20 protein-coding genes and 1 riboswitch are annotated in these 26,336 nt (G+C 59.6%); of the genes, 13 read left to right on the top strand and 7 right to left on the bottom strand.

The genetic code is table 11. The annotated features are described in order from the left end of the window. Positions 1-11 precede the first annotated feature (11 nt). Positions 12-800 carry a uracil-DNA glycosylase gene (locus tag ACUIAD_RS07840; RefSeq protein ID WP_445343248.1) on the bottom strand — a complete coding sequence of 263 codons (789 nt, stop codon included), beginning with the start codon at positions 798-800 and terminating at the stop codon, positions 12-14. Positions 801-950: 150 nt separating this feature from the next. On the opposite strand from ACUIAD_RS07840, the gene ACUIAD_RS07835 reads away from it, so the two are divergent. From ACUIAD_RS07835 to groL, 3 genes are all read left to right on the top strand, one after another. After that, positions 951-1,595 (top strand): LytR C-terminal domain-containing protein, encoded by a 645-nt coding sequence (locus tag ACUIAD_RS07835; protein WP_110452365.1) that lies wholly within the window; start codon positions 951-953, stop codon positions 1,593-1,595. 168 nt (positions 1,596-1,763) lie between these two features. Then, entirely contained in the window at positions 1,764-1,967 is a 204-nt protein-coding gene (locus tag ACUIAD_RS07830) for a cold-shock protein (RefSeq protein ID WP_015022108.1), read from the top strand. A 302-nt stretch (positions 1,968-2,269) separates the two neighbouring features. Continuing rightward, entirely contained in the window at positions 2,270-3,889 is a 1,620-nt protein-coding gene (gene groL, locus ACUIAD_RS07825) for a chaperonin GroEL (protein ID WP_110452364.1), read from the top strand. A 188-nt stretch (positions 3,890-4,077) separates the two neighbouring features. On the opposite strand, the gene ACUIAD_RS07820 is transcribed toward groL, so the two are convergent. Next, positions 4,078-4,371 (bottom strand): WXG100 family type VII secretion target, encoded by a 294-nt coding sequence (locus ACUIAD_RS07820; RefSeq protein WP_110452363.1) that lies wholly within the window; start codon positions 4,369-4,371, stop codon positions 4,078-4,080. 42 nt (positions 4,372-4,413) lie between these two features. On the opposite strand from ACUIAD_RS07820, the gene ACUIAD_RS07815 reads away from it, so the two are divergent. From ACUIAD_RS07815 to ACUIAD_RS07790, 6 genes are all read left to right on the top strand, one after another. Next, positions 4,414-5,232, top strand: a complete 819-nt coding sequence (locus ACUIAD_RS07815) for a TPM domain-containing protein (protein WP_110452362.1) — start codon at positions 4,414-4,416, stop codon at positions 5,230-5,232. A gap of 4 nt (positions 5,233-5,236) precedes the next feature. Next, entirely contained in the window at positions 5,237-5,995 is a 759-nt protein-coding gene (locus ACUIAD_RS07810) for a response regulator transcription factor (protein ID WP_110452361.1), read from the top strand. A gap of 19 nt (positions 5,996-6,014) precedes the next feature. Beyond that, the gene (locus ACUIAD_RS07805) at positions 6,015-7,904 is read left to right on the top strand and encodes a sensor histidine kinase (protein ID WP_309146221.1); all 1,890 of its coding nucleotides are present in this window, start codon (positions 6,015-6,017) and stop codon (positions 7,902-7,904) included. Between the two features lie 122 nt (positions 7,905-8,026). Then, complete coding sequence (locus ACUIAD_RS07800; protein ID WP_110452359.1) at positions 8,027-8,416, top strand: cold-shock protein; 390 nt, start codon at positions 8,027-8,029, stop codon at positions 8,414-8,416. Positions 8,417-8,483: 67 nt separating this feature from the next. Further along, positions 8,484-9,470, top strand: a complete 987-nt coding sequence (locus ACUIAD_RS07795) for a DUF3027 domain-containing protein (protein ID WP_445343247.1) — start codon at positions 8,484-8,486, stop codon at positions 9,468-9,470. Between the two features lie 102 nt (positions 9,471-9,572). Continuing rightward, positions 9,573-12,221 (top strand): ATP-dependent Clp protease ATP-binding subunit, encoded by a 2,649-nt coding sequence (locus ACUIAD_RS07790; RefSeq protein ID WP_110452357.1) that lies wholly within the window; start codon positions 9,573-9,575, stop codon positions 12,219-12,221. A gap of 420 nt (positions 12,222-12,641) precedes the next feature. On the opposite strand, the gene ACUIAD_RS07785 is transcribed toward ACUIAD_RS07790, so the two are convergent. From ACUIAD_RS07785 to ACUIAD_RS07770, 4 genes are all read right to left on the bottom strand, one after another. Further along, positions 12,642-15,110, bottom strand: coding sequence for an energy-coupling factor transporter ATPase (locus tag ACUIAD_RS07785; RefSeq protein ID WP_258333164.1), 2,469 nt, complete (start codon positions 15,108-15,110; stop codon positions 12,642-12,644). Positions 15,111-15,131: 21 nt separating this feature from the next. After that, positions 15,132-15,758 (bottom strand): ECF transporter S component, encoded by a 627-nt coding sequence (locus ACUIAD_RS07780; protein ID WP_375315003.1) that lies wholly within the window; start codon positions 15,756-15,758, stop codon positions 15,132-15,134. Further along, positions 15,743-15,877: riboswitch (FMN riboswitch) on the bottom strand. Its footprint overlaps the gene before it by 16 nt. A 519-nt stretch (positions 15,878-16,396) precedes the next feature. Beyond that, positions 16,397-17,170, bottom strand: coding sequence for a histidine phosphatase family protein (locus tag ACUIAD_RS07775; RefSeq protein WP_110452355.1), 774 nt, complete (start codon positions 17,168-17,170; stop codon positions 16,397-16,399). A gap of 52 nt (positions 17,171-17,222) precedes the next feature. Further along, positions 17,223-18,002 carry a nitroreductase family protein gene (locus tag ACUIAD_RS07770; protein WP_445343246.1) on the bottom strand — a complete coding sequence of 260 codons (780 nt, stop codon included), beginning with the start codon at positions 18,000-18,002 and terminating at the stop codon, positions 17,223-17,225. A gap of 193 nt (positions 18,003-18,195) precedes the next feature. On the opposite strand from ACUIAD_RS07770, the gene ppgK reads away from it, so the two are divergent. The 4 genes from ppgK (at position 18,196) to ACUIAD_RS07750 (ending at position 24,039) form a co-directional block, all read left to right on the top strand. Then, positions 18,196-18,966, top strand: a complete 771-nt coding sequence (gene ppgK / locus ACUIAD_RS07765) for a polyphosphate--glucose phosphotransferase (protein WP_110452353.1) — start codon at positions 18,196-18,198, stop codon at positions 18,964-18,966. Positions 18,967-19,041: 75 nt separating this feature from the next. Next, positions 19,042-20,223 carry a pyridoxal phosphate-dependent aminotransferase gene (locus ACUIAD_RS07760; protein ID WP_110452352.1) on the top strand — a complete coding sequence of 394 codons (1,182 nt, stop codon included), beginning with the start codon at positions 19,042-19,044 and terminating at the stop codon, positions 20,221-20,223. 132 nt (positions 20,224-20,355) lie between these two features. After that, positions 20,356-21,732: an MFS transporter gene (locus ACUIAD_RS07755; protein WP_110452351.1), complete on the top strand. Its 1,377-nt coding sequence runs from the start codon at positions 20,356-20,358 to the stop codon at positions 21,730-21,732. 69 nt (positions 21,733-21,801) lie between these two features. Next, positions 21,802-24,039 (top strand): glycoside hydrolase family 3 C-terminal domain-containing protein, encoded by a 2,238-nt coding sequence (locus tag ACUIAD_RS07750; RefSeq protein ID WP_445343245.1) that lies wholly within the window; start codon positions 21,802-21,804, stop codon positions 24,037-24,039. 18 nt (positions 24,040-24,057) lie between these two features. Here the strand turns inward: ACUIAD_RS07750 and ACUIAD_RS07745 are convergent, their stop codons facing one another. Continuing rightward, entirely contained in the window at positions 24,058-26,313 is a 2,256-nt protein-coding gene (locus ACUIAD_RS07745; protein ID WP_445343244.1) for a hypothetical protein, read from the bottom strand. Positions 26,314-26,336 lie beyond the last annotated feature (23 nt).

The following is a 26,336-nucleotide window of genomic DNA, read 5'->3' as shown; positions in this document are numbered from 1 at the left end:
GCTGGCAGGACTCAGGTCAGGGACCAGTCCACCGGTTGGGCGCCCATGGCCTCCAGCGCTTGGTTGGCCTTGGAGAATGGGCGGGATCCGAAGAAGCCATACCGGGCCGATAGGGGACTGGGGTGCGGGGATTTGATGATGGCTGCGTTGGTCAGCAGAGGCTCTAGGCTCTGGGCTTGCCGTCCCCAAAGAATGGCCACCAAGGGCCGGATTCTGCCCTCCTGGTCACGTCTGTCGTTCAGAGCTCGGATGGCAGCGTCGGTGATCTCCTCCCAGCCTTTGTTCCGATGGCTGGCCGGCTTGCCCACTCGCACAGTCAGGCAGCGGTTGAGCAGCATGACCCCTCGCCTGGTCCAAGGCGTCAGATCGCCGTTGGAAGGCGTGGGCAGGCCCAAATCGGCGCTCAGCTCGGTGTAGATATTGCGCAGGGAACCGGGAATGGGGCTGACCGCAGGGTCCACGCAGAAGCTCAGGCCTACCGGATGGCCGGGCGTCGGATAGGGATCCTGGCCTACGATCAGGACCTTGATGGAGTCGAAGGGGATGGTAAAGGCGCGAAGAATGTTCTTGCTGGCCGGCAGATAGCGGTGACCCTGGGCCAACTCGGTTCTGAGGAAATCGCCCATCCGGTGAATGTTGGGTTCGACGGGCGCCAGAGCATGGGCCCAGCCCGGGTCCACCAGGGCGCTTAGGGGTTTGCGGTGGGTTCGGCCCTGGCCTCCTGCTATGGTCTGAGAGTTGGTAACCGTTTCGTTCGTCGGCGCGGGGGAGGTTGCGGCAATAGGCTGGCTGCTGTTCATAAGGTCACTATATCGCTTGGTGATATGGGCCGGTCAGGGCCGCCTCGGCCATTCCAGGGTTGGCGGAGGGCGTCGAACGGTCAGTTGAATGTTGACCCGGCGACCCATTACTTATAATGGTTCAGGATCCGGTGGAGCGGAGGAGAGTTCATGGCTAGCACGCACGACAATGAAACGCAGGCGCGCCCCCAGGTTCATGATGTGTTCGACAACCCTCCCAATGGGCCGGTCGGTGTGCATCGCGGGCCTCGTTCCCTGTCGGTCAGGGTTCTGCCCTACCTGCTGGTGGTTGTCTTGGCCGTGCTGTGCGGTCTGGGCGTATGGGCTGCGGTCAGCGGCTCCCTGCCTTGGCAGCAGACGCACACTGAGGCCTCCCGAGTTATCAGCAGCCATCTGCCAAAGAGGTCGACGTCCTCCTCTGCATCAAGCAGCGTGGCCCCTACTGACCAAGCCTCCCAAGAGCAGACGGATCAACCGTCCTCCCAGCCGCCTTCAGCAAGCGCTTCCAGCAGCAGTCCGGCTCCTGTGGTCAACCATGGCACGCAGGTCTCAATCATCAATGGAACGAGAATCACCGGGTATGCCGGCAAGAAGCGCCAGATTCTATCCAGTGCCGGTTACACTGCGGTCACAGCATCCAACCCGCAGGGTGCCCTGCCTGGCGTAAGCACAGTGCGCTACCGTGACGAGGCCGATAAGGCCACCGCACAAGAGGTGGCCAGCTTGTTGGGCATCGCCCAGGTGGAGCAGTCCTCAGTGGCCGCCACTCCGGTGGAAGCCATCCTCATGCGGTGAGGTTCGACGACCGGACGAGGAAGAAAATATGGCAGTGCAACATTCCGCATCTTGGCTCGACGTTTTGCAATTGCCCTCACGATGGGCCTAAACTGACCTTGCCGACCAGGCAGATGCGGTCAGTCTCGTATCTGTTGTGACGCGGCACCTATGTTAAGGAAGTTAGTTATGGCACAAGGCACTGTGAAATTCTTCAGCGCTGGCAAGGGTTACGGATTCATCAATCCCGACGATGGAGGCGAGGACGTGTTCGTGCACTACTCGGCTATTCAGTCCGATGGATTCAAGACCCTTGATGAGGGAGATAAGGTCGAATATCAGGTGGAGCAGGGCCCCAAGGGTCTGCAGGCAACCAAGGTCACCAAGCTCTGATTGTCGTCTTCTGTATTCGTCATGGGGACCCCGGGAATTCCGGGGTCCTTTTTTATGGCACTTTGCCCATATCCTGGTGCTTATCCAGGAATTTTAGGGCGTGAATCGTCTGCCGTCGCGGCTGATATGGCATGCAGCCTGCAGCGAATTTTTTCCTCAGGTTGGCACTCGGCTTCAGCGAGTGCTAATCTGCTGAATTAGCACTCGAGGTGCGGGAGTGATAACGCGACAGCTGACGGTCGAGTTCCGCTCCACGCCGACGGTGGGTCATGAAACCTCAAGCCATGACGGAGGAAGCAACAATGGCAAAAATTATCGAGTACGACGAGGAAGCTCGTCAGGGCATGCTTGCCGGCCTGGACAAGCTGGCCGACACGGTCAAGGTCACTCTGGGCCCCAAGGGTCGCAATGTGGTGCTGGACAAGTCCTATGGCGCACCGACCATCACCAACGACGGCGTCTCCATCGCCAAGGAGATCGACCTGGAGGATCCTTACGAGCGCATCGGCGCCGAGCTGGTCAAGGAAGTCGCCAAGAAGACTGACGACGTCGCGGGAGACGGCACCACCACTGCTACTGTGCTTGCCCAGGCCCTGGTGCATGAGGGTCTGAAGAACGTGGCCGCCGGGTCCAACCCCATCGCCCTGCGCCGTGGCATCGAGAAGGCCGCTGACGCCATCGTCAAGGAGCTCGTGGCCCAGTCCAAGGAAGTCGAGACCAAGGACCAGATTGCCGCCACCGCCACCATTTCTGCAGGCGACCCCGAGATCGGCAATGAGATCGCCGAGGCTCTGGACAAGGTCGGCCAGGATGGTGTGGTCACCGTTGAGGACAACAACCGCTTCGGACTTGACCTTGAGTTCACCGAGGGCATGCGCTTCGACAAGGGCTACATCGCTCCCTACTTCGTCACCAACAACGACGATCAGACTGCTGTTCTGGATGATCCTTACATTCTGCTGACCTCGGGCAAGGTTTCCAGCCAGCAGGACGTGGTCCACATTGCCGAGCTGGTCATGAAGACCGGCAAGCCGTTGCTGATCGTGGCTGAGGATGTGGACGGCGAGGCGCTGCCCACCCTGATCCTCAACAAGATTCGCGGCACCTTCAACTCCTGCGCCGTCAAGGCTCCTGGCTTCGGCGACCGCCGCAAGGCCATGCTGCAGGATATGGCCATCCTGACCGGCGCACAGGTGGTCTCTGATGAGCTCGGTCTCAAGCTGGACTCCATTGACATGAGCGTGCTGGGCACCGCCAAGAAAGTCATCGTCTCCAAGGACGAGACCACTATCGTCTCCGGTGGCGGTTCCAAGGACGAGGTCTCCGCCCGCGTGGGCCAGATCCGCACCGAGATCGAGAACACCGACTCCGACTACGACCGCGAGAAGCTGCAGGAGCGGCTGGCCAAGCTGGCCGGCGGTGTGGCCGTCATCAAGGTCGGCGCAGCCACCGAGGTCGAGGCCAAGGAGCGCAAGCATCGCATCGAGGACGCTGTTCGTAACGCCAAGGCCGCCATCGAAGAGGGGCTGCTGCCAGGAGGCGGCGTGGCTCTGGTTCAGGCCGCAGCCAAGGCTGAGAAGGATGTCAAGCTGGATGGCGACGAGTCCACTGGTGCATCCATCGTCTTCCGCGCCATCGAGGCCCCCATCAAGCAGATTGCCGAGAACAGCGGCGTCTCTGGTGACGTGGTCATCAACAAGGTCCGTTCGCTGCCTGCTGGCCAGGGATTCAACGCCGCCAACAACGAGTACCAGGACCTGCTGGAGGCCGGTGTGGCCGACCCCGTCAAGGTGACCCGTTCCGCGCTGCAGAACGCTGCCTCCATCGCCGGGCTCTTCCTGACCACCGAGGCTGTCGTGGCCAACAAGCCTGAGCCTCCGGCACCAGCTGCTGGCCAGCCTCAGGGCGATATGGGCTACTGATCCCTGATCCGGTCGGGTTTTCCGGCTGATTTGGTGGATCGCCAAGGACAGGGGCCTGCGCGCCGGACAATGGTGCGCAGGCCCCTGTTGGTGTTCTTCTGCTAGTGCGTCATTGGTTTTTCCGGATCTGGCATCCGTCCGACAATGGCGAACAGGCTGGAAGGTGAGTGCATTCATTGACCGGATGCTCAAGCTCCGGCGAAGAGGCGGGTAGCCTGGGCTTCCGTGTCCGCATAGAGAGCCGAAGCTTGGGTCAGGGCTGCCTGGATGCCCTCAAGCGCTTGTTCCATCTGGGCCTGAGACGTGCGCCACTGCTGGGCCACCGTAGCGAATTGGCTGGCCGCCGAACCCTGCCAGACGCTTTGGAGATTGTCCAGATTGGTGTACATTCCCGCCACGGCATCTCTGATGGCCCCTATCGAGCCGCTGACCGCGCCGGAGGCCGTCTGTATCTGATCCGAATCAACTTGGAACCGTGTCATGGTTTTCCTTTCCGTGAATGGCGGTGATGGTGGGGGAGTCCAATGCCGTCAACCGCTACTGTGGACACTATGACAGTGTTCACGCAGTTGCCCCGTCCGTGCGTCCATGTGGTCGAACCAGTTGCCCTCCACAAGACGAGCCCGGGCTGTCTTTTGGCCATGAGGCGGGTTCTGGCTGTCCTGCTCTCGATGGTTTTGATGGTCTGCGTTTTTGGACCGACCAAGGCTTTTGCCGATGAGCCTGAAACCGGGTCCGGAACCATGACTGACACAATCACCGATCCGCAGAATCTGCTGGGTTCGGACGTGGGATCCGTCAAGGATGCGATCAAGGAGACCGCAGAACAAACAGGAGTATCGGTCCGACTGCTCTACCTGCCGCATTTCTATCAGGGCGTCAAGCCGGAGACCTGGGCTTCCCGGGTGCTTGAGTCGACGAAGCCCGCAAATGACACGGTTATGCTGGCCGTGGCCTCTCAGGACGGCAAATTGGTGGTGGCGGTCTCCAGCAACTCTCAGGATTGGCTCAAGGACCAATCCAGTGTGGATCAGCTCTCGCAGTCTGCTCTGGAGCCGGTCACCAAGGGACGCAATCCCGACTGGGTGGGCTCAGCCAAGGCCATGATGACCCAGGTGGAGACCTTGGATCAAAACCACCGGCATCACCGTGTCATGATCATCGCCCTTTCAGTAACGGTTGTGGTCCTGGTCATTCTGGGCATAGCTGTGGCGATCTGGTGGCGTCGCAGCAGCCGAAGCGGGGCTCACCATCGCAAGTCTGGCTCTGTTAAGAGGACCTCTCGCCCAACAGAGGCGGTCAGCAAACTATCAGACAATACTCAGAAAGACACGGCAAGCTGAACACATGAGCAAACCGACGCAAGCACAACTGGTCGTGGTCGACGATGAACCGTCCATCAGGGATCTTCTGGTGGCTTCCCTGCACTTCGCAGGCTTTGCAGTCGAGACGGCGGCATCCGGCTCCGAGGCCATTCAGGTCATAGAACGCATCCAGCCGGACCTGATCGTCCTGGATGTCATGCTGCCTGACATCGATGGATTTACGGTCACTTCCCGTATCCGTCAGGAGGGAATCGATGCGCCGGTGCTCTTCCTGACCGCCAGGGACGACACCCAGGACAAGGTCATGGGGCTCACTGTGGGCGGTGACGATTACGTGACCAAACCCTTCAGTCTTGAGGAGGTTGTGGCAAGGATCAAGGCCATACTGCGCAGGACCCGCGAGCACCAGGAGGACGACCCGATCATCCGCGTGGGTGATTTGGAGATCAACGAGGATTCGCACGATGTCACCAGGGCCGGTCGACCCATCGACCTGAGCCCGACCGAATACAAGCTGTTGCGCTATCTGATGGACAATGAGGGTCGCGTGCTCAGCAAGGCCCAGATTCTGGACCATGTCTGGCAGTATGACTGGGGCGGCGATGCGGCCATCGTGGAATCCTACATCTCCTACCTGCGAAAGAAGGTCGATGGCATCACCGTCAGCGACGGCCATGGCGGGGAGCGCAAGGTTACTCCGCTGATCGAGACCAAACGGGGCATCGGCTACATGGTTCGGGCGCCAAGGCAGAACGCATCGGACGGCGGCGATGGCGACTAGCCCCAAGGAACCGACTCCCATGGCAGAACCTTCTGCGGCTCCTGACCCGAGGTCGGCTGACAGGTCCACGTCCTTCATGGGTTCGGACTCCGGCAAAGCAACAGGCTCCAGTAAGCCGAGTGGTCGGTCCATGCCTAGGTCGCCGCTGGCTGCCATTCCCCTGAGCACTAAACTTGTGGCCAGCATGCTCATCCTGCTCATCGTGGGCACGGTGGGCGTTTCCGTAGCCATCTGCCAGATGGCCGACGACTACCTGATGAAGCGCACGGACTCTCAGCTGATCCGCCAGGCCAACCTGGGCATCCGCAACGCCACCCTCCTGCGCCAGGAGGATCTGAGCAAGAACGGTCTGGGTCCTACCGACTACTTCCTGCAGATCCGTGACGACGACCTGCACATCATTTCGGACGATCTGAATCCCATGCAGGTCAACGGGGTCGTCTCCCGCCCTCGCCTGCCAGCCGACGGCAGCATGGGTTCGATACCCTTGGGACAGCCGACCACGGTACCGGCCTACGTGCGCGTCTCCCAACAGGCTTCGCCCGATCGCGACGCCATGAAGCGAGCCCGGGCCTCCTGGCGGGTGGTCGCCATGCAGTGGAAGATGCGCAATGAACTGGATGGTTCCGAAATCAGCGGCGTGCTTTTCATTGGCCTGTCCATGAGCGACCAGGATGAGGCCGTGCACGATCTGACGGCTTTCTGCATGGTCATCTCTGCCGTGGTGGTTCTTCTGGGCGGAATCATTTCGGTTCTGCTGATCCAGTCCACCCTTGTTCCGCTCAAACGCATCGAGAAGACGGCTGCAAAGATAGCTGCCGGTGACCTTTCCCAACGCATTCCCAACTTTCCAGAGAATACCGAGGTGGGTTCCCTTGCAGCATCCCTGAATGCCATGCTGGCGCGAATCGAGCATTCCTTCGATGAGCAGCGTCAGACCACCGAGAAGATGAAGCAGTTCGTTTCGGATGCCAGCCACGAGCTGCGCACCCCTCTGGCCGCCATCCACGGCTATGCAGAGCTCTACAGGATGCAGCGCGACTATCCAGGGGCTTTGGAGCGGGCCGACAGGTCCATTCAGCACATCGAGGACTCTTCCACCAGGATGACGGTCCTGGTTACGGATCTGCTTTCGCTTGCGCGCTTGGATGAGGGCAGGGGGATCGACCCGACCCTGCCGGTCGATCTGACTGGACTGGTGCGAGACGGGGTGGACGACTTGCATGCGCTTGACCTGGGCAGGCAGGTGGCTACAGGAAAAGTTTGCCTGCATACCGAGGATCAGCCTGTCTCCCAGGTGATGCAAGTCACGGCCAGCAAGGGACTGTCTGGTCGCAAGGGACGCAGCAAGGAGAAAATTACGGTAGGCGAGCACCTGGGCCCAGCGGTCAGCCTGGATATTCAGGAGGGTCCACTGCCCTCGGTGCAGGTGACTGGCGATCCCAACCGCCTGCGTCAGGTGATTACCAACATCGTGGGCAATATCCACCGCTACACTCCGTCTGATTCGCCGGTCCAAGTGGGATTGGGCCTTGTCAAGGCAACCATCGCTCCAGCGGACCTGACTGGGCTGGATGCCACTGGGTCCTCTCTGGCACGCCTGACCGAGGCGATTCAGGTGGCACAGAACAGCCATGTGGGCACCGACTATGCCATCATCCGTGTGGTCGACCACGGGCCCGGCGTCCCGGAGGAATCCAGGACCAGGCTCTTCGAGCGCTTCTACACCGCCGACCCGTCCAGGGCTCGGGAGAAGGGTGGCACTGGGCTAGGTCTGGCCATTGTCCAGTCCATTGTCAAGGCCCATCAGGGATTCATCTGTGCCTCGCAGACCCCGGGGGGCGGCTTGACCTTTACTATCGTCATACCCCAAGGCGTCAGCCATGATCAGGGGCGCGTTGAGGAATAGGCCAATATTGTCGCCAACCGTCCCGTACGCCTATGACAAGATGAGTCGTCCTGCCCGTCCCGGTCAGGTAAACTGTTCTCGGATATACCTGTTCAAGAAGCAACGTAAGGAAGTGGCAGAACATGCCCAGCGGGAGAGTACGGTGGTACGACGCCAAGCGCGGGTTCGGGTTCATCACAGATGAACAAGGTGGGGATGTCTTTATGCCCTCATCAGCCCTACCTGCCGGTGTATCCACCATACGCAAGGGATCCCGAGTTGAATTTTCGGTGGCCGAGGGTCGAAAGGGCCCGCAGGCCCTGGATCTGAAACTGGTGGGACCGACCCCCTCCATTCTGCGTGCCAAGCGACCTGATCCGGATGATATGGCCGCCATTGTGGAGGATCTGATCAAGCTGCTGGATTCGGCGGGCAATGGCCTGCGTCGGCACCACTATCCGGGTCGGGCTGAATCTGCCAAGCTGGCTACCCTGCTGAGGGCTGTGGCTGATGACTTTGACGTGCCGGACTGAGTGACAGCGAGAAGAATCCGACGTGGATCGGCCTGATCCGGTCCCACTGATGATGAAGGTGTGATAGATGGTTCAAGAGGACCTGGATCCTGAGGAACTGGCCAGACAAGTGGCTCTGAGCGTGGCTGCCGACAGTGATGAGGTCGGACAACTGGTCGGCCGCACCCTGATCGAGGATGGAGTCTGGGACTACCGGTTCGCCTCAGCCATCAAGGGCTACGAGGGCTGGCAGTGGTCGGTTACCCTCTACCATGACCAGGATGCCGATACCTGGACTGTGGATGAATCCTCGCTGGTCCCCACCGATGCGGCCCTGCAGCCACCGGTATGGGTTCCCTGGAAGGATCGTCTGCTGCCCTCGGACCTGAGCGTGACCGATGCCATGGGAACGAATCCTGACGACCCCAGACTGACAGCGGGATGCAAGCCTGTGCAGGCTAGGCCTCAGACTCCTGAAGATAATGAGGAAGGCCTGAACGAATCAGATTCGGTCCTTGGTGACGGGACTGAGCAGGAGACCGATGGCGCGGTCTTCCACCTGGTCAAACCTTCAGGTCAGGAGGAAGAATTGCATGAGCAGGATTCGAAGGATCAGGCTTCTGCAGATATGAAGACCTCTTCCGTCGACCTGGATGAGGCTGTTGACCGTTTCGCCCTGAGTCGTCGGCATCTGATGACCGTCGAGGCCAGGACCGCCACCGCCAAGCGCTGGTACGAGGGTCAGCACGGTCCCAAGTCCCTGTCGACCAGGACAGCCAAGGGCAAGGCCTGCGAGACCTGCGGCTTCATGATCCCCCTGGCAGGCGATCTGGGGACCATGTTCGGCGTGTGCGCCAATCGTTGGAGCCCGGATGACGGGCGCGTGGTTTCCCTGGATCACGGCTGCGGCGAGCATTCCGAGATCGAGCCCCAGGAGGAAACCCATCTCTGGGTCCAGTCGCAGCCGGCTTATGACGATCTTCATATTGATGTGGTCAGACAGCAGCCTCGCGATGAGCGTCCTGAGGTGGAACTCATGGAGCGGATCCAGTCAGAAGACGGCTCAGAGGAATGATTCCAAGGCCTTGTTGCGTTCAGAGCGCAATCACCGGCGGGCCGAGAATAAACGTCACCGTAAATCTGTAGAGTGAATTACGGATCAAAGGGAAGGACAAGTATGTTCGAACGGTTTACCGACCGTGCGCGGCGGGTGATTGTGCTGGCGCAGGAAGAGGCCCGCACCCTGCAGCACAATTACATCGGCACCGAGCACCTCCTCCTGGGCCTGATCAGGGAGGGTGACGGTGTTGCCGCCAAGGCCCTGGCCTCCAAGGGCGTAGAGCTGGATGCCACTCGTAAACAGGTTGAGGAGATGATCGGTAAGGGCAACGCGGTTCCCAATGGGCATATCCCATTTACGCCGCATGCTCGTCAGGTCCTGGAGCTGTCGCTGCGCGAGGCTCTTCAATTGGGCCACTCATATATTGGCACCGAGCACATCCTCCTCGGCCTCATCCGCGAGGGTGAGGGTGTCGGAACCCAGGTGCTGATCAAGATGGGCGTGGATCTCAGCGATCTGCGGACCGCCACGATTGATATGATTCGCGGCAACCATGAAGGCGGCGATGCCGGCAAGGGCGATCTGGCCAATGCAGGCAGCGTTTCCAACAAGAGCGGACAGACTGGTTCGGCCATCCTGGACCAGTTCGGCAGGAATCTGACTCAGGAAGCCGCTGAAGGCAAGCTGGACCCGGTCATCGGCCGCGCTAACGAGATTGAGCGGGTCATGGTCGTCCTGTCCAGGAGGACTAAGAATAACCCAGTGCTGATCGGCGAGCCTGGCGTAGGCAAGACCGCCGTGGTGGAGGGTCTGGCGCAGAAGATCCATGAAGGCGATGTGCCTGAGACGCTCAAAGGCAAGCAGGTCTACTCGCTGGATCTGGGCTCCATGGTGGCTGGTTCCCGCTACCGGGGCGACTTCGAGGAGCGTCTGAAAAAGGTCCTCAAGGAGATCAAGACCCGGGGCGACATCATTCTCTTCATCGATGAGATTCACACCATTGTCGGGGCTGGGTCAGCCGACGGTGCCTTGGGCGCCTCTGACATGCTCAAGCCGTTGCTGGCCCGTGGCGAGCTGCAGACCATCGGAGCGACCACTACCGACGAGTACCGCAAGTACATTGAGAAGGATGCGGCTCTGGAGCGGCGCTTCCAGCCCATTCAGGTCTCCGAGCCCACCATTGCCCAGACTATCGAGATTCTTAAGGGTCTGCGCGGACGCTATGAGCATCATCACCATGTGACTATCACCGACAAGGCCTTGCAGTCGGCCGCTGAGCTCTCTGCCCGCTACATTCAGGACAGAAACCTGCCTGACAAGGCCATCGACCTGATCGATGAGGCCGGTGCGCGCCTGCGCATCAAGCGTCTGACCGCGCCGCCGGAGCTCAAGGAGCTGGATGCCAAGGTGGATCGCATCTCCGCCCAGAAGGACCAGGCCATCAAGGACCAGGACTTCGAGAAGGCCGCTCAGCTGCGTGACAGCCAGGAGAAGCTGGAAGCCGAGCGCAAGGAGAAGGAGAAGGCCTGGCACGAGGGCGAGTCCGACGTCAAGATGGTTGTCGACGAGGACGTGATCGCTGAAGTGGTTTCCTCGACCACAGGCATTCCGGTCTTCAAGCTGACTCAGGCCGAGTCCAAGAAGCTCCTGGGCATGGAGAAGGAGCTGCACAAGCGGATCATCGGCCAGGATGAGGCTGTTTCCGCCCTGTCTCGTTCCATCCGCCGTACCCGTGTGGGCCTCAAGGATCCCAAGCGTCCCGCAGGTTCCTTCATCTTCGCTGGCCCCACTGGCGTTGGCAAGACAGAGCTGGCCAAGGCTCTGGCTCAGTTCCTCTTTGACGACGAGGATGCCCTGATCCGGGTGGATATGTCCGAGTTTTCGGAGAAGTACTCCACCTCTCGTCTCTTCGGCGCCCCTCCAGGGTACGTAGGATACGAAGAGGGTGGCGAGCTGACGGAGAAGGTCAGACGCAAGCCATTCTCCGTGGTGCTCTTCGATGAGATCGAGAAGGCTCACCCGGACATCTTCAACACCCTTCTGCAGGTGCTGGACGACGGTCATCTGACCGATGGGCAGGGTCGTACGGTGGACTTCAAAAACACCATCATCATCCTGACCACGAATCTGGGAACCCGCGACATCGCCAAGGCGGCCAATACCGGCTTCAATGTGAGCGGCAACACCGAGACCTCCTACCAGCGGATGAAGGACCAGGTGACCAGCGAGCTCAAGCAGCAGTTCAGGCCTGAGTTCCTGAACCGTTTGGATGACATCATCGTTTTCCAGCAGCTGACTGAGCCGCAGGTTCGTCAGATCGTCGACTTGGACATCGCTCAGCTTAACGATCGTCTCTTCGAGCGCCATATGTCCTTGGATCTGACCGACAAGGCCAAGGATCTGCTGGCTGAGAAGGGCTTCGATCCGCTCCTGGGCGCTCGGCCTTTGCGCCGCGTCATTCAGCGGGACATCGAGGATGCCGTCTCCGAGAAGATCCTCATGGGCGACCTCACGGATAACGAATCGATCCAGGTCGACGCCGAAGGCGAGGGCATCCTAGGCGAGTTTACTTTCACGGGCAAGCCCTTTGAGGGACCTAGGCATGCGGCCAGCTCTGCCGATGAACAGGAGCAGAAGCCTGAACTGGTCGGTGTCACAGTGGATTCTTCCGAAGCTGACCTTCCATCAGTAGGCGAGGTCGACAGCCAGAGCCAGGATGGCCAAGGGTCTGAGCAGCCCGGTCAGAGTCCGGCCGACAGCGACTGAGATACGGTAGGTGCCCTGTCGGTAATGCCTGACATGGTTGGCTGATGAGGGGCTGGAGCACATGAGCTGTGTTCCAGCCCCTCGTACTTTGTGCTGCCGAGAATTTGTGTTGATCTCTGCAGTGTCGTCCCTGAGAGATCGCCAGGAATTAGTGGTGTCCATTGACATCGTGATCGTGACATTTGCTTTTGCTCTACGATTCCGTCGAGAGACTCGGCCATTTTCCTATGCCAGACATATGGCAGTGATGACACTGACAGCGACTGAACCTGGCGTTCCCAACTCAGCATTCATTGCACTTGTTCAGTCAAGTAGTCGATGATTCAGGCATTTGCGTAGCGCAGTACTTGGAATCGGCGTGGAAGAGTCTTGGATGATATTGATGATAACTCGTCTCAGTGCTTGACCCAACCGGACCTCTCAGAACAGGGGATGCAGCAGCAGGGCCAGCAGATAGAGGGACATGAGAGCGATGAACAGGATGTCCATCCTGCCCAATTGCAGCAGGCGGTAGTGGGTTCGTTGTTGACGGCTGCCCTCATAGCATCGGGCATCCAAGGCTCGGCTCAGGTTATCAGCGTGGCGCAAAGCTCCAGCAAAGACAGGGACCGTAATGGCTGTGGCCGCATGCAGGCGTTGCGAGAGTGATCCAGACTCGATGGATCCGCCACGGGCGGCCTGTGCTTCCGCAATGGCCTGAATCTCACGCCTCAGGGTCGGGATGAAGCGCAGAGCCAGTGAGAGCACCAGTGCAATCTCATTAGTGTGTATGCCCAGCCTGGACAGTGGGCTCAGCAGGGATTCACAGGCATCAGCCATCTGAGTCGGAGTGGTGGTCTCAACCAGGAGCGCCCCCAGAAAGATGATCAGCATGAAGCGGCAGGCATAGAGTACAGCTACCCAGATGCCGCCGGTGGTCAGCACGAATGGCCCCCAGACAGCTAGTCTGCGGCCGGTCTGAGTGACTAAAAGATTGAACAGGGCCAGCAGAAGCATGAGGACTAGAAAGCCCTTGACCGAGTTCATCATGGAACGCAGGGGGGCCCGAGCGGCGGCGAAGAGGCCCACCGTGACTACCAGCGCCAGAACAAGTTGTGTCGGCGTGGAGATGGCGAAGGCGGTGAACATCGCCAGAAGGAAGGTTACCAGTTTGGCTCGCGGGTCCAGTCTTGCCAGCAGGGAGACAGGTTTGTTGTCGGTCTGAGTGCGACCTGCTTCTTTCCTGGGCGTCTCCTTCCCTGTCGCTTCCTTCACTGTTCCGTCTGTTGCCAGCAGTTGGTGGTAGCGCTCCACTACATCAGCAGTAGACCCATAGGCCAGCGTTTCTCCATGCTCCAGGAGCAGGGTCTGGTCGGCTAGGTTCAAGGCTTCGCGATCGGCGTGGGTGCTCATGACGATAGTGACTCCGCGCTGATGGAGCACTCGAAGCAGTGTCATGATGCGCGCGCGGGCCTGGGGGTCGAGACTTGCAGTGACCTCGTCCAAAACCAGCAGTTGCGGGCTGCAGGCCACGACTCCGGCGATGGCCACTAGACGCCGCTGGCCTCCTGAGAGATCGAAGGGGGAGCGGTCGGCTAGATCAGCGATGCCCAGAAGTTTCATGGTTTCATCCACCCGCTGTTGCACCTGTTGGGGCTCGTAGCCTAGGTTGCGCGGACCATAGGCAATGTCTTGGGCAACAGTATCCGCAAAAAGCTGATGCTCGGGATATTGCATGACATAGCCGACCCTTTGACGAAGAAGCCTCAGATTCTGACGCCGCTGATGCTTGGCCTTGGGTCGGTCGGGTCCTGCCAGAGGCAGGCCGGCCACCTGGATGGAACCGCTGTCAGGAACAGCCAGGGCGCAGATGAGCCTGGCTAGGGTGGACTTGCCGGATCCATTGCGCCCGATGATGGCCAGAGTCTGTCCTGACGCCAGCTCCAGATTCACTTGGTTGAGAGTTTTTCTGCCAGCATCAGGAAAGCGGTAAGAGACATCCGAGAATTTGACCATGGAAATGGTGTGGTTGTCGACCGTGGTCTTTGCATCCGTTTTTGAAGCTCTGCTTTGGGTTAACGAATTTCGGTCCGGTTGACTGCGTCTTGCCAATGAGATGTCGTCAACAAGGGCGGGCAGGTCCTGTCTGTTCAGGATTTCATCTGGTCTTCCGAAGGCCAGGATGTGCCCATGGTCAAGCACCAGAACCCGATCGGCCTGCCTGGCCTGCTCAAGCAGATGGGTGATGTGGACGACGGCTGTCCCTTGGGCCGTAAGCCGGCAGAGGATTGATTGGATCTCTTGTCGGCCAGCTGCATCAAGCATGGCGCCAGGTTCGTCCAGCACCATCATGCTCGGATTCATGGCCAGGCTGCCGGCCAGGGCCAGGCGTTGCTGCTGTCCGCCTGACATGCGGGTGGGATCATCATTCATCCGCGTCTGCAGATCCACCTGCTTCAGGGCTGCTGGCACGCAGGAGAGCATCCTCTGGCGGGGCAGGCCCAGATTTTCGGGTCCAAAAGCCACGTCGTCCTGGACAACCGTGGTCACGATCTGGTCTTCGGGATTCTGAAAGACCATGCCGATGCTTCGCCGCACTTGCCGATAAGCCTCAGCATCGACCTGTCGGCCCTGATCCGGGGTGTCGGAGCAGACTGCCCGGCCCATAAGCTCAACCTGGCCGCGGTCGGGTGCCGTCGCACCCGAGAGGATGCTTCCCAGCGTGGATTTGCCGGAACCATTCGCTCCCAATATGCACAGATGCTCGCCAGCATGCACCTCCATGGACAGATTGTCCAAGGCCCAGGTCCGTCCTCCGTCATAAGAGAAGGAGACATGGCTGAGACGGGCGACCATTGCCGTCGAATCCGCCGAATCCGGGACTGCGGATTGGGTCATGGATGCTGCCATGACGTTCCGAACCTCCGTAGCCTACTTGTTGATCAGCCTGGAGATGGGCTTGTAGATCAGGAAGGTGACCACGCCGTGGATGGCGAACTTCATCAGGTTGAAGGGGAGCAGGGTCGGCACGATCATGGCGACCACTTTTGCCATTGACATGTGCGCGTAGAAGGGGGTGATCACCACGTTGCACAGGATGGCTGCGATCACGCCCAGAATGGCGCCGGAGACGATTCCGATGACTGCTCCCTTACGGCTATGTATCCTGCGGTAGACCAATGCTGCCGGCACGCTCAGGGCCAGGGCTACGATCATCGAGATCAGAGCGCCGAAGGGGTTGGTGAACAGGTGAGGGACGAACCCCAGTACGGAGATGATGGCGGCTGCCGCTGGACCGAAGGCGAAGCCGCATACCAGGACGACGATGCCTGAGGGGTCGTATTTGAGCCAAGGGGCGGCAGGAAAGATCGGGAAGGAAAAGAAGCTCAGAACCATGGCCAGGGCTACGAAGAGCGCGTAGACCGCAATCCGCTTGGTCGACCAGCGTCCTGAACCGCCTGCCCCTGTGGAGTGGACATCGTTGAAGCGCGTGTCCTTGTTTGCAGTGGTGTGCGAATGAGAATTGGGCATGCTCATAGAGGGCCTCGTTTCTTCCATCCGGACTGTAACCGTTGGCTTCGGACTTTGACCGATATCCACCGCTTGCGCGGGTCGCGGGCTCCCGGCATTCAGCCGGATACCGCCAGTAAGGACTTTCACCTTCCCTGAAACTGACGATTTCAATATAGCTGCGGTCCTTGGAATGGTCAATTCCCTCTCGCCGCCGGAGCATTTCCACGACATCCAGGAAGGAAATAAAACCGCCTTCCATGCAACTGCTGCAGCCTGTACAAATATTATGGTTGTCGAAGGTTCACAATGCTGCAAATGAGGCTGGAGCGCGGCAAGGATGCAAAACCATCTGCTGCCTGCAAATGAAGCTGCGCATCCGGCCTTGGCCAGGCAAACCAGCGATGAGGACGCTGTGACGGTGACGGATCCCAAGCGGAGGACTTGGAATGGATCGGAAGCATACTGTCCACCAGCTCTTTGCATGCAGCCGATGACCTGGTTCGCAAGTATTACGACGATCTCATGGTTTCCAGATACGCTCGCTCGCCGACGGGGAGAAGACGCTCAACCTTGAAATGAGGGATGGATTGGCGCCGGATAATGCACGTTCCCGACTGGAAGCCCGCAGAGCCCCTCAAGGGCTGGCCAGCCGGAGCAGTGCAGCGCGGCTGAAATGTCTTCTGCTACTTTTTCTGACTCCCTGTCCGGAAGTACTCCATGGAGCTTACCGGTCCCGCCAGGCGAAAGCCGTCATTCCCATAAACGACCTTGGTTACGGCGGTGTTGTCCATGTCAGGAATGGGGCAGTGGTCGTCGATGGCCACCAGGAACTGTTGCAGGCACATGCCAGAGGAGACTACCAGGACAGGCCCGCCGCCCTCTTCGATGGCAGACTGGGCGATGCGTGTCAGTGCGCTGATCATTCTGCTGCGGACCTGGGCCGTGGTCTCGGCCCGATCCTGTTCTTCCAGTCCTGCAGACAGGACGTCCTGGGCATCCAGCCGATGGAAGGCGTCCTGCATATGGATAGGGATATTCCTGCCGTAGGTTGCCTTGGCTGCAGCAAAGTCCTTGAATCCCATGGCGGCGCAGACTTGGTCCAGAGTGGTGCGTTCGTCCCGGCCCTCAAAACTGCCGAAATTGTCCTCGCGCAGATCCGGGTCCACGCCTACGCGCAGGTCCCCATTGCCGGATATGTCAAGGGCCAGGCGCGCTGTTTCATATTGGCGGTTCAGATTGCCGCTCCAGGCCGCACGGAAACGAATGGACCGCAGGCCCCGGCCGAACTGGCGCACATCCTCACGGCCCTGCCTGGTCAGAGGGAAATCGGACCAGCCCTGCATGAGATGCATGACATTGGCCGTAGTTCTGCCATGCCGGGTCAGATAAAGGGTTGTCGAACCTGCTTCGGTGCTGGGTTCGCAGGCAGATTGCGTTGATGATGCTCCATTGTTCATAGTTCATCACCCTACACGGCCCTCTTGCCGGGTCACCATGGTGCAACCATGGTTAGGACCTGATGAAGCGGCCTCCATCGCCCCAGGTCCAAGCGCCGCCTCCGGCCCCGATCTGGAAGTTCATTTTGGCTATGCCCAGATCGACTGCGGAGCCATAGACGATCGAGGGATCCAGAGTGGCGATCGCATCACCTGAGTCCTTGTCATAGGCGAAAAGGATTGGTTGTCCATTCATGGCCGAGGGTGCCTTGGCGGCGGCTGCAACGCCGGCTTTGAACCATTCCGGTGCATCCTGACGGTCTTGTGCGTTCATGGCTGAGGTCAGTTCCTCGTAGCTCTTGGATGTTCGATGCTCGCACTGACGTTGGCAAAGTGTGGCGAAGTCCTGGTTGCCGTAGCCGACCTGGTCGGCTGGATAGCCGATGGTAACTACCAGATAGAGCGACTGGCTGGGCGTAATCCGGCAGTGGCGCTCAGCTGCCTGACGATCCCAGCTGCCCGATACCCATCCTGTCCCCAACCCGTAGAGGGTGGCGGCGAGAACCATGCGTTCTCCGTAAAAGCCGGCTTTTTCCAGACTCTCCTTGCTGTCCTTGGGGCCGACCAGAGCCAAGTAATTTGCCGCATTGGCCAGATGCCCTGAGGCGTTGTCAGCTGCGAAGGCGTCAGGTTTGCCCCGGATCAGCTGTATGTCCAGACCGCTCAGCGTATTCAGCGCATTCAAGGTGCTGTCCAGCTGCCTGGCCAGGTCCGGATCGATGGGCTTGGGGTCGTACTCTCTGGTGGTGATGCGTACGTTGACTGCATCAATAAGCTGTGTATGTTCAGGCATAACTTCATTATCCCACTCAATTCTTCTTCCTGCAGTTTGCGTAGGGAGGCGATAGCGCGTATCGCAAGGCTGAGGAACGGCCCACCCTCGGGCCTGACTTATGCCGCTCCTAAGGGTTGCAGAGGCATGCCTTGGGGTACAATCGCTACCGTGCCGGTTCGGACCCTCATCTTTGATCAGCTAAGGAGCAGTAATGATTGAAACAGCGCAGGCTTTCGGAGTGGATATTGGCGGATCCGGCATTAAGGCTGCCCCTGTTGACCTGACGATCGGAGATTTTGCAGAGCCTCGCAAGAAGATTCTGACTCCGGAGCACTCCACGCCAGAGGCTGTGGGGGTTGTCGTCAAGGAGCTATTGGACCGTTTCGAAGTTGCTTCAGATGTGCCCGTGGGCATCGCCTTTCCGGCTCCTGTCAAGCCTGACAAGCCGCTCGATTTCATGGCCAACCTGGATCAGGCCTGGGTCGGCACCAATGTTCAGGAGGTCCTTTCCAAGGCCTGTGGCAGGCCTGTCAGCGTAGTCAACGACGCGGATGCAGCTGGTCTTGCCGAGGTGCAGTATGGAGCGGCCAAGGGGCAGAAGGGCCTGGTCATCGCCACTACGCTGGGCACCGGCATCGGCTCGGCTCTGATCTACAATGGCGTTCTGATTCCCAACAGCGAGCTGGGCCACTTGATGCTGGACGGCAAGGAGGCCGAGAAATACGCAGCCTCTTCGGTGCGTGACCGCAAGAAGCTGAGCTACAAGAAGTGGGCCAATCGCCTGACCAAGTACTACCGCCTGCTTGAGCACTACTTCAATCCTGATTTCTTCGTCGTTGGCGGCGGGGTCAGCCGGATGAGCGAGAAGTTCCTGCCTCATGTCGACATCAAGACTCCTATTGTGGCTGCCAAGCTGCGCAACCAGGCTGGCATCGTCGGCGCCGCCTATCTGGCCGACCTTCGGCAAAAGCATCTGGGGTGAAGCGCGGCTTTTTCTGCGACCATCCCGCATGTGGCGTTCGGGCGGCTGGTGAATCGGATGAGGAGCTGGAGAATCATGCATTTTTCTCACCGAACCGGGTCTGACCGCCCTAATCGTATTGCCTTGGCCGAGTCAGAGGCGCGAGCCTGTGGTCTCAGGCTGGACAAGCTGAACGACTCGAATCCCACTCGCTTCGGACTGGCTCCGTCATTCCTGCCCCAAGTCTATGAGGCTGAACCGAGAGGACCTCTTGCGGCCCGCCAGGCTCTGGCTGAGTTTCTGACCAGGCATCGGGGCTTGAACGAAAACAATCATGATGCAGCGGTTAATCCTGATGACCTCTACCTGCTCTCTTCCACATCCCAGGCGTATTCCTGGCTGATGAAGCTTCTCTGCGACCCAGGTGATGCCATTCTGGAGCCCAGGCCTGGTTACCCTTTGATTGAATCCATCGCCGGTCTGGAATGCGTTCGGACAATTCCGTACCGCCTGTCCTACGACGGGTCCTGGGTGCTTGACCTGGCCGCGGTCAGACAGGCCTTGGAAGGACCTGAAGGTGACCGTATCCGCGCTCTGGTCCTTATCAATCCCAACAACCCCACTGGCTCCTACGTTCATCCGGAAGAACGCCGGTCGCTGATGGAGCTCTGCCAGCGGCAGGGGGTGGCCATCATAGCGGACGAGGTCTTCTTCGACTATCCTCTGGACCCTCTGCCGGGCCGTGCGCGGCTGGCAGGAGAGGATCGGGTGCTGACCTTCGCTCTGGATGGGTTCTCGAAGAACCTGGCAGCTCCCCATGCCAAAGTGGGCTGGATCCAGGTTTCCGGGCCGTCGGACCAGGTTGCTGCTGCCAAGCGCCATCTTGATCTGATAGCCGATGATTACCTGCCCATGAGCCTTCTGATTACCAGAGATATGAAGGCCATGCTGTCTGATATTCCCGCTCAGACCAGTCGAGTAGGGGAGCGTGTCAGAGGCAACCTTGACATCCTTAGACAGGCATTGGGCCACAAGGATTCCTGCGTATCTCTACTCAGGCCTGAGGGCGGCTGGAATGTTCTGCTGCGCTTTCCCCAGGTCATTGACGAAGAGGAACTGATTCTTCGCCTGATTAGGTCCTATGGGTTGACTGGACAGCCAGGATACTTCTTCGACATGCCAGGCAACGGATACTTAGCCCTGTCTCTTCTGCCGGAATCCTTGGAATTCCGCCGAAATGTGGACTCGGTTGTCTCAGCAATTGAAAAAATTCTGTGATTGTAGCCCACATGTCGACTTGTTTGCTCCGATAATAAGTTCTAAATGATCACCCGTCATGGAAGGGGGGAGATTGGTGGGGCTCAATGATGAGCCACTGACTGCAGGGTTGCACACGAAGGAGCGGTAACGATGGTGAACGAAAATAATGATCGAAGGGGAGACTCAGCTGAGGGGGTCACTGCTCGCGTCAGGGAAGACATCAAAGCCATGGCCTCTGCAGATGAGCAGCAAGGCGCTGTGGTGGGCCAGAGCGTGGATGCGAGCTTTGCCCCGGATACGGGCAGGAGGCTTACGACCACGGAGAAGCTCCGCTTTGCCATTGGGTTCGTTCTGGTTTCCTTGCTCTGGGCTGCGCCCTTTACCATGGGGTCCGGGGTTCTCCTGCCTCAGATTTTCAATTCCCTGCATGGCGTCAGCGCTGAAGCGGCTCTGGGGACAATGAATTCGATCGGCTGTGTGTTCGCCCTCGTGGCCAACGTTGTTTTTGGTGCTCTCTCAGACATGTCCAGGTTCCGAGTCGGCAAACGTACTCCTTGGATCGTGTTGGGCGGCATCATTGGCGCCCTTGGCTTCCTGCTGGTTATCCAGTCCCATACACTCGTCATGATCATCTTCGGCTGGTGCATTGTCCAGATGGGCATCAACTGCCTGATAGCCCCGGCTGTGGCGGTCCTTTCCGACAGGATTCCCGAGTCGACCAGGGGGACCTATTCGGCGCTGTATGGAGCCAGCCAGGTCATCGGCCAGCAGTTGGGAACCATCATCGGCAGCTCGTTCATAGCCAACATCCATACCGGCCTGGTAGTGGCCATGATCATCTTCCTCTTCTCTGGTATTCTCACCGTGCTGATCTGGCCCCGGGAGAAGTCGGCTGCCAACACGGTCGTGGAACGAACCTGGGCAGATGTCGGCCGATCCTTCATACCGCCCACTAAGAATTGTCGCGACTTCTACCTGGCGCTTCTGGGCAGGTTCACTTTCGTCGTCGGCTGCTTCATGATTCAGGGCTACCAGCTTTACATACTGCAGAAGTACTGCAATCTGAGCGATGCCCAGGCCGCATCCGCACTCAAGATCATGGCCTTGATCTCGGTGGTGACCACGATCCTGGCCTCCGTGGTCTCGGGCCCGCTCTCGGACTTCCTGCACAGGAGGAAGATGATGGTGGCCATCAGCTGCCTGATTCTCGCCGTCGGCATGCTCTTCCCCTTCTTGATGCCAACCGCCACGGGCATGTATTTCTATGCCGCTCTGGCTGGAATCGGCAACGGCTGCTATATGTCGGTCGACCAGGCGCTGAACGTCGATGTGCTGCCGAACGCCAAGGAGGCCGGCAAGGACCTGGGAATTCTCAACCTGGCCAACACAATCGGCCAAGTGATCGCCCCCGGTTGCACTACTTTGGTCATTGGCCTCTTCGGCGGCTACAGGATGATTTTCCCTGTCGCCATCGCCTGCCTGCTGGTGGGAACCGTCTTCATCATGATGATTCGCAAGGTCAAGTGAATCTGAAAACCTGTAATCCGGACCTGTGCTGAGCAGCTGCCCGGCTAATTGAACCCGAAAGGAAAAGACATGCCAGAAGACACACGTACCAAAGCCAAGGATTTGGATCTGCAAGAGGAGGCCTCGCTCACTTCGGGATCTGACTCCTGGCACCTGCAGGGGCTGCCCGGCAGGGGCTATGAAGGGTACATGATCACCGACGGCCCTTACGGCTTGCGCAAGGCCACCGGTTCCGACGTCTACGGCTCGGTTCCGGCCACCTGCTTCCCTCCAACAGCCGGACTGGCCTCCTCATGGAATCCTGATCTGACCTATCAGGTGGGCCAGGCCATGGGCGAGGAGTGTATCCAGGAGAAGGTGGCTGTGATCCTGGGACCCGGCATCAACATCAAGCGCAGCCCGCTGGGCGGCCGCAACTTCGAGTTCTACTCGGAGGATCCTGTCCTGGCCGGGCATGAAGCCGCAGGCCTGGTTGAAGGCGTCCAGTCCAAGGGGGTGGGAACCTCGCTGAAACACTTTGCAGCCAACAACCAAGAGACCGATCGGCTCAGAGTCAGTTCGGACGTGGACATGCGCACCCTGCGCGAGATCTATCTGCCGGCCTTTGAATATGTGGTCCGGAATGCCAAGCCCTGGACCATCATGTGCGCCTATAACAAGGTCAACGGGGTCTTCAGCTCGGAGAACCATTGGCTGCTGACGGATGTTCTGCGTGGTGAGTGGGGCTACCAGGGTATGGTCATGTCGGACTGGGGGGCCGTCCACAACAGGGTCAATGCCCTGCAGGCCGGGCTCAATCTGGAGATGCCGCCCTCTCGCACCGATGATCAGGTGGTTCAGGCAGTGAAGGCTGGCCAGTTGGATAAGGAGCAGCTGGACCGGATGGCCCAGGGGATTCTGGATCTGATCGACAAGGCCCGTCCGGCCATGTCCCAGCAAGGGTATCGCTATGACATTGAGGAGCACAACAGGATCGCCCGTCAAGCGGCCCAGGAGTCTATAGTCCTCTTGCGCAACGAGGACCGGATCCTGCCGCTTGACCCGCAAGGGAAGGTTGCCGTCATCGGTGAATTCGCAAGAACTCCACGCTACCAGGGCGGAGGTTCCTCGCACATTACCCCTACCGAGGTCTCTTCAGCGCTGGATGGCTTCAAGGAGGCTGGCATGAACGTGGACTTTGCGCCTGGGTTCACATTTGACGACAAGGAGCAGGATCCTGCCCTGACCCAGCAGGCGCTTGAGGCTGCGCGCGGAGCCGAGACTGTGGTGCTCTTCCTGGGGCTGCCGGAAGATGCCGAGTCCGAGGGCTTTGACCGCACCAGCATGGATCTTCCCGACAAGCAGGTGGCGCTGCTCAAGGCGGTGTCCGAGGTCAACGATCGGGTGGTCGTCGTCCTCTCCAATGGGGCTGTGGTGACTGTTGCCGACTGGATGGACAGGACCAAGGGCCTGCTGGAAACCTGGCTGCTGGGCCAGGAGGGTGGACGCGCTGTGGTGGATGTGCTGACCGGTGCCGCCAATCCCTCGGGCCATCTGCCTGAAACCATCCCGGTCCGGCTTGAGGACAATCCCACTATCACCTCCTTCCCCGGCGAGGAGGGACACTCCCGTTACGGCGAGGGCATCTATGTGGGCTACCGCTACTATGACACCTTCCGGCGTCAGGTGGCCTTCCCCTTCGGCTTCGGGTTGTCTTATGCCGACTTTGCGCTGGATCAGGCTACGGTGACGAAGACAGGAGCCAACTCGGCTCGTGTGGAGGTGAACGTGACCAACACCTCGCAGGTGGATGGCGCTCAGACCGTGCAGGTCTATGTGGTCCCCTGCGCCAGCCGGGTGAATCGGCCTAGCCACGAGCTCAAGGCCTTTGCCAAGGTCTTCCTGAAGGCCGGGCAGTCCCGCAGGGTGAGCCTGGACCTGACAGAGCGCGATTTCGCTTACTGGTCAACGGCCATGGATGCCTGGCATGTGGAGTCTGGCACCTATCGCATCCAGGTGGGCACCTCCAGCCGCGATCTGGTTGCTGAGCAGGACCTGCAGGTGGATGGTGACGGCCGGTTCATTCCGCTGAATGCCGAATCGACCATGGCCGAGTGGCGCGAGAATTCGATCGGCGGGCCCATCATGCGTGATCGCATTGAACAGGATGGTATACCTCTGCCCGATGATCCCAATACGGCTCAGCTCTTTGACACCATGCCCCTGGCCTCGGTCATCACCTTGTCAGGTGGCGATGGCAATGACATCGTGGCTGACATGGTCGATCGGTATCACCAGGCCCTTAAGCAGCAGGGCTTGGATTTCTGATACCGCGGTCGGCTGGACTCAGGGTCCTAGGAACCAGACGGCTACGTTCATGGCCTGACTGGAGTCGAAGTGCTCCAGCAGGACCATGGCGTTGATAAGCGTCAGGACCAGGCCAGCCAGACAGGCCAGTGACAGCAGGCTCATGACGGCCGTTCCTGCCCTGGAGCGGCCGTTTTCATATGCTGAGGATGCGGCGGCCATGACCACCACGGCGGACAGGCAGATCATCCAAGCGAAATCAATGGCGTAGCGTACCGAAAATCCGCCCAAATAGGAGTCTGCAGCCATGACCAGAGCCGCTAGGGCCAGGGCCAGGATCAAGGCGGGCATCCATCCCCGGCGCTGCAGATTCCTTCGTACCTGGGGCAGGGCAACAAGAGCCAGGGCCAGCAGCAGTGCCGGGGTGGTGATTAGCAGCCCGCCCAGGCCAGGCTCGGTGAAGTGCCAGACCCGCATGGGAGCGGGGGAGAACTGCAGGTAGGGGAAAATCGGCATGGTAGTCAACGGCTGCAGAAGGTAGTAGCCAAAGATCTGAAACAGGCCTTGGGTCCCGGGATGATAGTTGGTCAGGTCCAGGACGGTCATCTGATAGCGGTTGCCGAAGTCCAGCAAGGATCCAAAGCGCCAGCGGTTGTACCAGAGCAGAGGAGCGGCCACCAGAAGGACCGGCAGCAGGCCGCAGACCAGGAGGGACAGCGCACTCCTTCGTGACAGAGAACCGGGATGGATCCCGCTCGTGAACAGAGCGCTGAATACTGCCTTTATTTCCTTGGCGAACAGGGGTAGCGCCAGTAGACCGGCGGTCAGGAAGGTGGGTCTGCAGCCCAGAGTAGCGGCTACTGACAGCGATCCCCAAAAGAGTCGGGGTCTGGACAGATGCCAGGGCTTGTCCCCATCTTCTATAATCCACATGCGTGTTGATTGACGATTCTGATGTACATCGGCATCAGCAGTCTGTCGATGGACCCGTCTGGCTCCCATCCAGAGCCAGAGTCCGGTCATGACTGCCAGCAAAGAGGCATCGAAGGGGATTGTATAGAAGTTGCGGCGGCACCAGAGGTAGACCATGCCGGATCCTCCCAGCATGATCATCAGTGCCATGCCGACAACGGCCAGGCTGACTCGGGGGAACCAGCGGGCCAGCAGGCGTATGGTGGCCAGGGCAGTCATGATGGTGGCCGCCGCCACCAGCAGGGCCGCAGCCGAACTGGTGGGCAGGGCATACCCACCAGGATGCACCAGGCTGGTCGCTGCCCTGTAAGGCAGGAAGAGCAGCAGCACCGGCAGCACACCGAAGTAGGAATACCAGTGGCCGTCTCTATAGACGTAGTCCCAGTATATGGGTTGCTGGTCCTGGGCCAGCAGCGCGTTGCGCGTGGCTATGTCAAATGGGTTGGCCGCCTTGGCCAGACCCGGCGCCTGGCCAAGATCCAGCCAAGGGCGTCCATGCAGCAGGGCCTGGGCCACGTGATCGTACTGGTTGAAGTCGTAGACGTAGGCCTGCGGCTGATGGTATGCCATGGGGGTGAAGACGGACAGATCGTGCTGGATGTTCCAGCAGGACCAGGTTACCAGCGGAGCCAGAATCAAAGCCAGAGCCAGGCGCTGGCTTGCTGAGCCCGTATCCAGCCGGGTCCGCCAAAGGACCGAGCCTGGCAGGTAGCTCAGGATCAGCGCCGCCAGACAGACCAGCGTCAGTATACGGGCAGGGTTGAGGTCCAGGGGGACTACCTCGGCTGGAGTCATCCCGATCAGCTCCAGCTGAGATCCGATAGGCTCCTGTATCCATAGCCGCATGGCCTGGATCCGGTCGCCTTTGGAATTTCCTCGGATGCGCAGGTAATGGCTGCGGGTCTGGCCGGGGCAGATCACCCCTCGGGTGCCCTGGGTCCAACCCTTGTCGCCGGCCAGGCGCAGGTCAAGACGTACATGAATCTGTGACAGGGATGAACCTTCGATGCCTTCTGCCAGATGTGCCTGAACGAAGGATGCTGACCCATCTGCGACAGGGACATCCATCCAGGCGCCAGCCGGATCGGTAATCTTCAGCCTTCCACTTGCAATCGTGGAGAGTCCAGGGCCCAATAGGTCCGGACGTGTCGTGGCACCATGAGTGGCGTTTGTCGCAGCGGGGGTGGCGGAAGCCGCCAGTGACTGCCAATGGGCCAGGTTGAATACTCCCAGTTCGAGGACAAGCGCAACAAAAAGCGCCAGCAGCAGCCGGATGGTCGTGTCCCTGGCCAAGGTGGGGCGTCGCAGGGCTGGCAGAGTCATCACGGTTTTATTCTAACGGCGAC

The organism is Bifidobacterium sp. ESL0819, assembly GCF_052606245.1.
This window is presented reverse-complemented; position numbering and strand designations above follow the sequence as displayed.

Coding starts and splice junctions, on each gene's coding strand:
- ACUIAD_RS07840 (WP_445343248.1), bottom strand. CDS start 800: ATGAACAGCAGCCAGCCTATTGCCGCAACCTCCCCCGCGCCGACGAAC.
- ACUIAD_RS07835 (WP_110452365.1), top strand. CDS start 951: ATGGCTAGCACGCACGACAATGAAACGCAGGCGCGCCCCCAGGTTCAT.
- ACUIAD_RS07830 (WP_015022108.1), top strand. CDS start 1,764: ATGGCACAAGGCACTGTGAAATTCTTCAGCGCTGGCAAGGGTTACGGA.
- groL (WP_110452364.1), top strand. CDS start 2,270: ATGGCAAAAATTATCGAGTACGACGAGGAAGCTCGTCAGGGCATGCTT.
- ACUIAD_RS07820 (WP_110452363.1), bottom strand. CDS start 4,371: ATGACACGGTTCCAAGTTGATTCGGATCAGATACAGACGGCCTCCGGC.
- ACUIAD_RS07815 (WP_110452362.1), top strand. CDS start 4,414: ATGCCGTCAACCGCTACTGTGGACACTATGACAGTGTTCACGCAGTTG.
- ACUIAD_RS07810 (WP_110452361.1), top strand. CDS start 5,237: ATGAGCAAACCGACGCAAGCACAACTGGTCGTGGTCGACGATGAACCG.
- ACUIAD_RS07805 (WP_309146221.1), top strand. CDS start 6,015: ATGGCAGAACCTTCTGCGGCTCCTGACCCGAGGTCGGCTGACAGGTCC.
- ACUIAD_RS07800 (WP_110452359.1), top strand. CDS start 8,027: ATGCCCAGCGGGAGAGTACGGTGGTACGACGCCAAGCGCGGGTTCGGG.
- ACUIAD_RS07795 (WP_445343247.1), top strand. CDS start 8,484: ATGGTTCAAGAGGACCTGGATCCTGAGGAACTGGCCAGACAAGTGGCT.
- ACUIAD_RS07790 (WP_110452357.1), top strand. CDS start 9,573: ATGTTCGAACGGTTTACCGACCGTGCGCGGCGGGTGATTGTGCTGGCG.
- ACUIAD_RS07785 (WP_258333164.1), bottom strand. CDS start 15,110: ATGGCAGCATCCATGACCCAATCCGCAGTCCCGGATTCGGCGGATTCG.
- ACUIAD_RS07780 (WP_375315003.1), bottom strand. CDS start 15,758: ATGGAAGAAACGAGGCCCTCTATGAGCATGCCCAATTCTCATTCGCAC.
- ACUIAD_RS07775 (WP_110452355.1), bottom strand. CDS start 17,170: ATGAACAATGGAGCATCATCAACGCAATCTGCCTGCGAACCCAGCACC.
- ACUIAD_RS07770 (WP_445343246.1), bottom strand. CDS start 18,002: ATGCCTGAACATACACAGCTTATTGATGCAGTCAACGTACGCATCACC.
- ppgK (WP_110452353.1), top strand. CDS start 18,196: ATGATTGAAACAGCGCAGGCTTTCGGAGTGGATATTGGCGGATCCGGC.
- ACUIAD_RS07760 (WP_110452352.1), top strand. CDS start 19,042: ATGCATTTTTCTCACCGAACCGGGTCTGACCGCCCTAATCGTATTGCC.
- ACUIAD_RS07755 (WP_110452351.1), top strand. CDS start 20,356: ATGGTGAACGAAAATAATGATCGAAGGGGAGACTCAGCTGAGGGGGTC.
- ACUIAD_RS07750 (WP_445343245.1), top strand. CDS start 21,802: ATGCCAGAAGACACACGTACCAAAGCCAAGGATTTGGATCTGCAAGAG.
- ACUIAD_RS07745 (WP_445343244.1), bottom strand. CDS start 26,313: ATGACTCTGCCAGCCCTGCGACGCCCCACCTTGGCCAGGGACACGACC.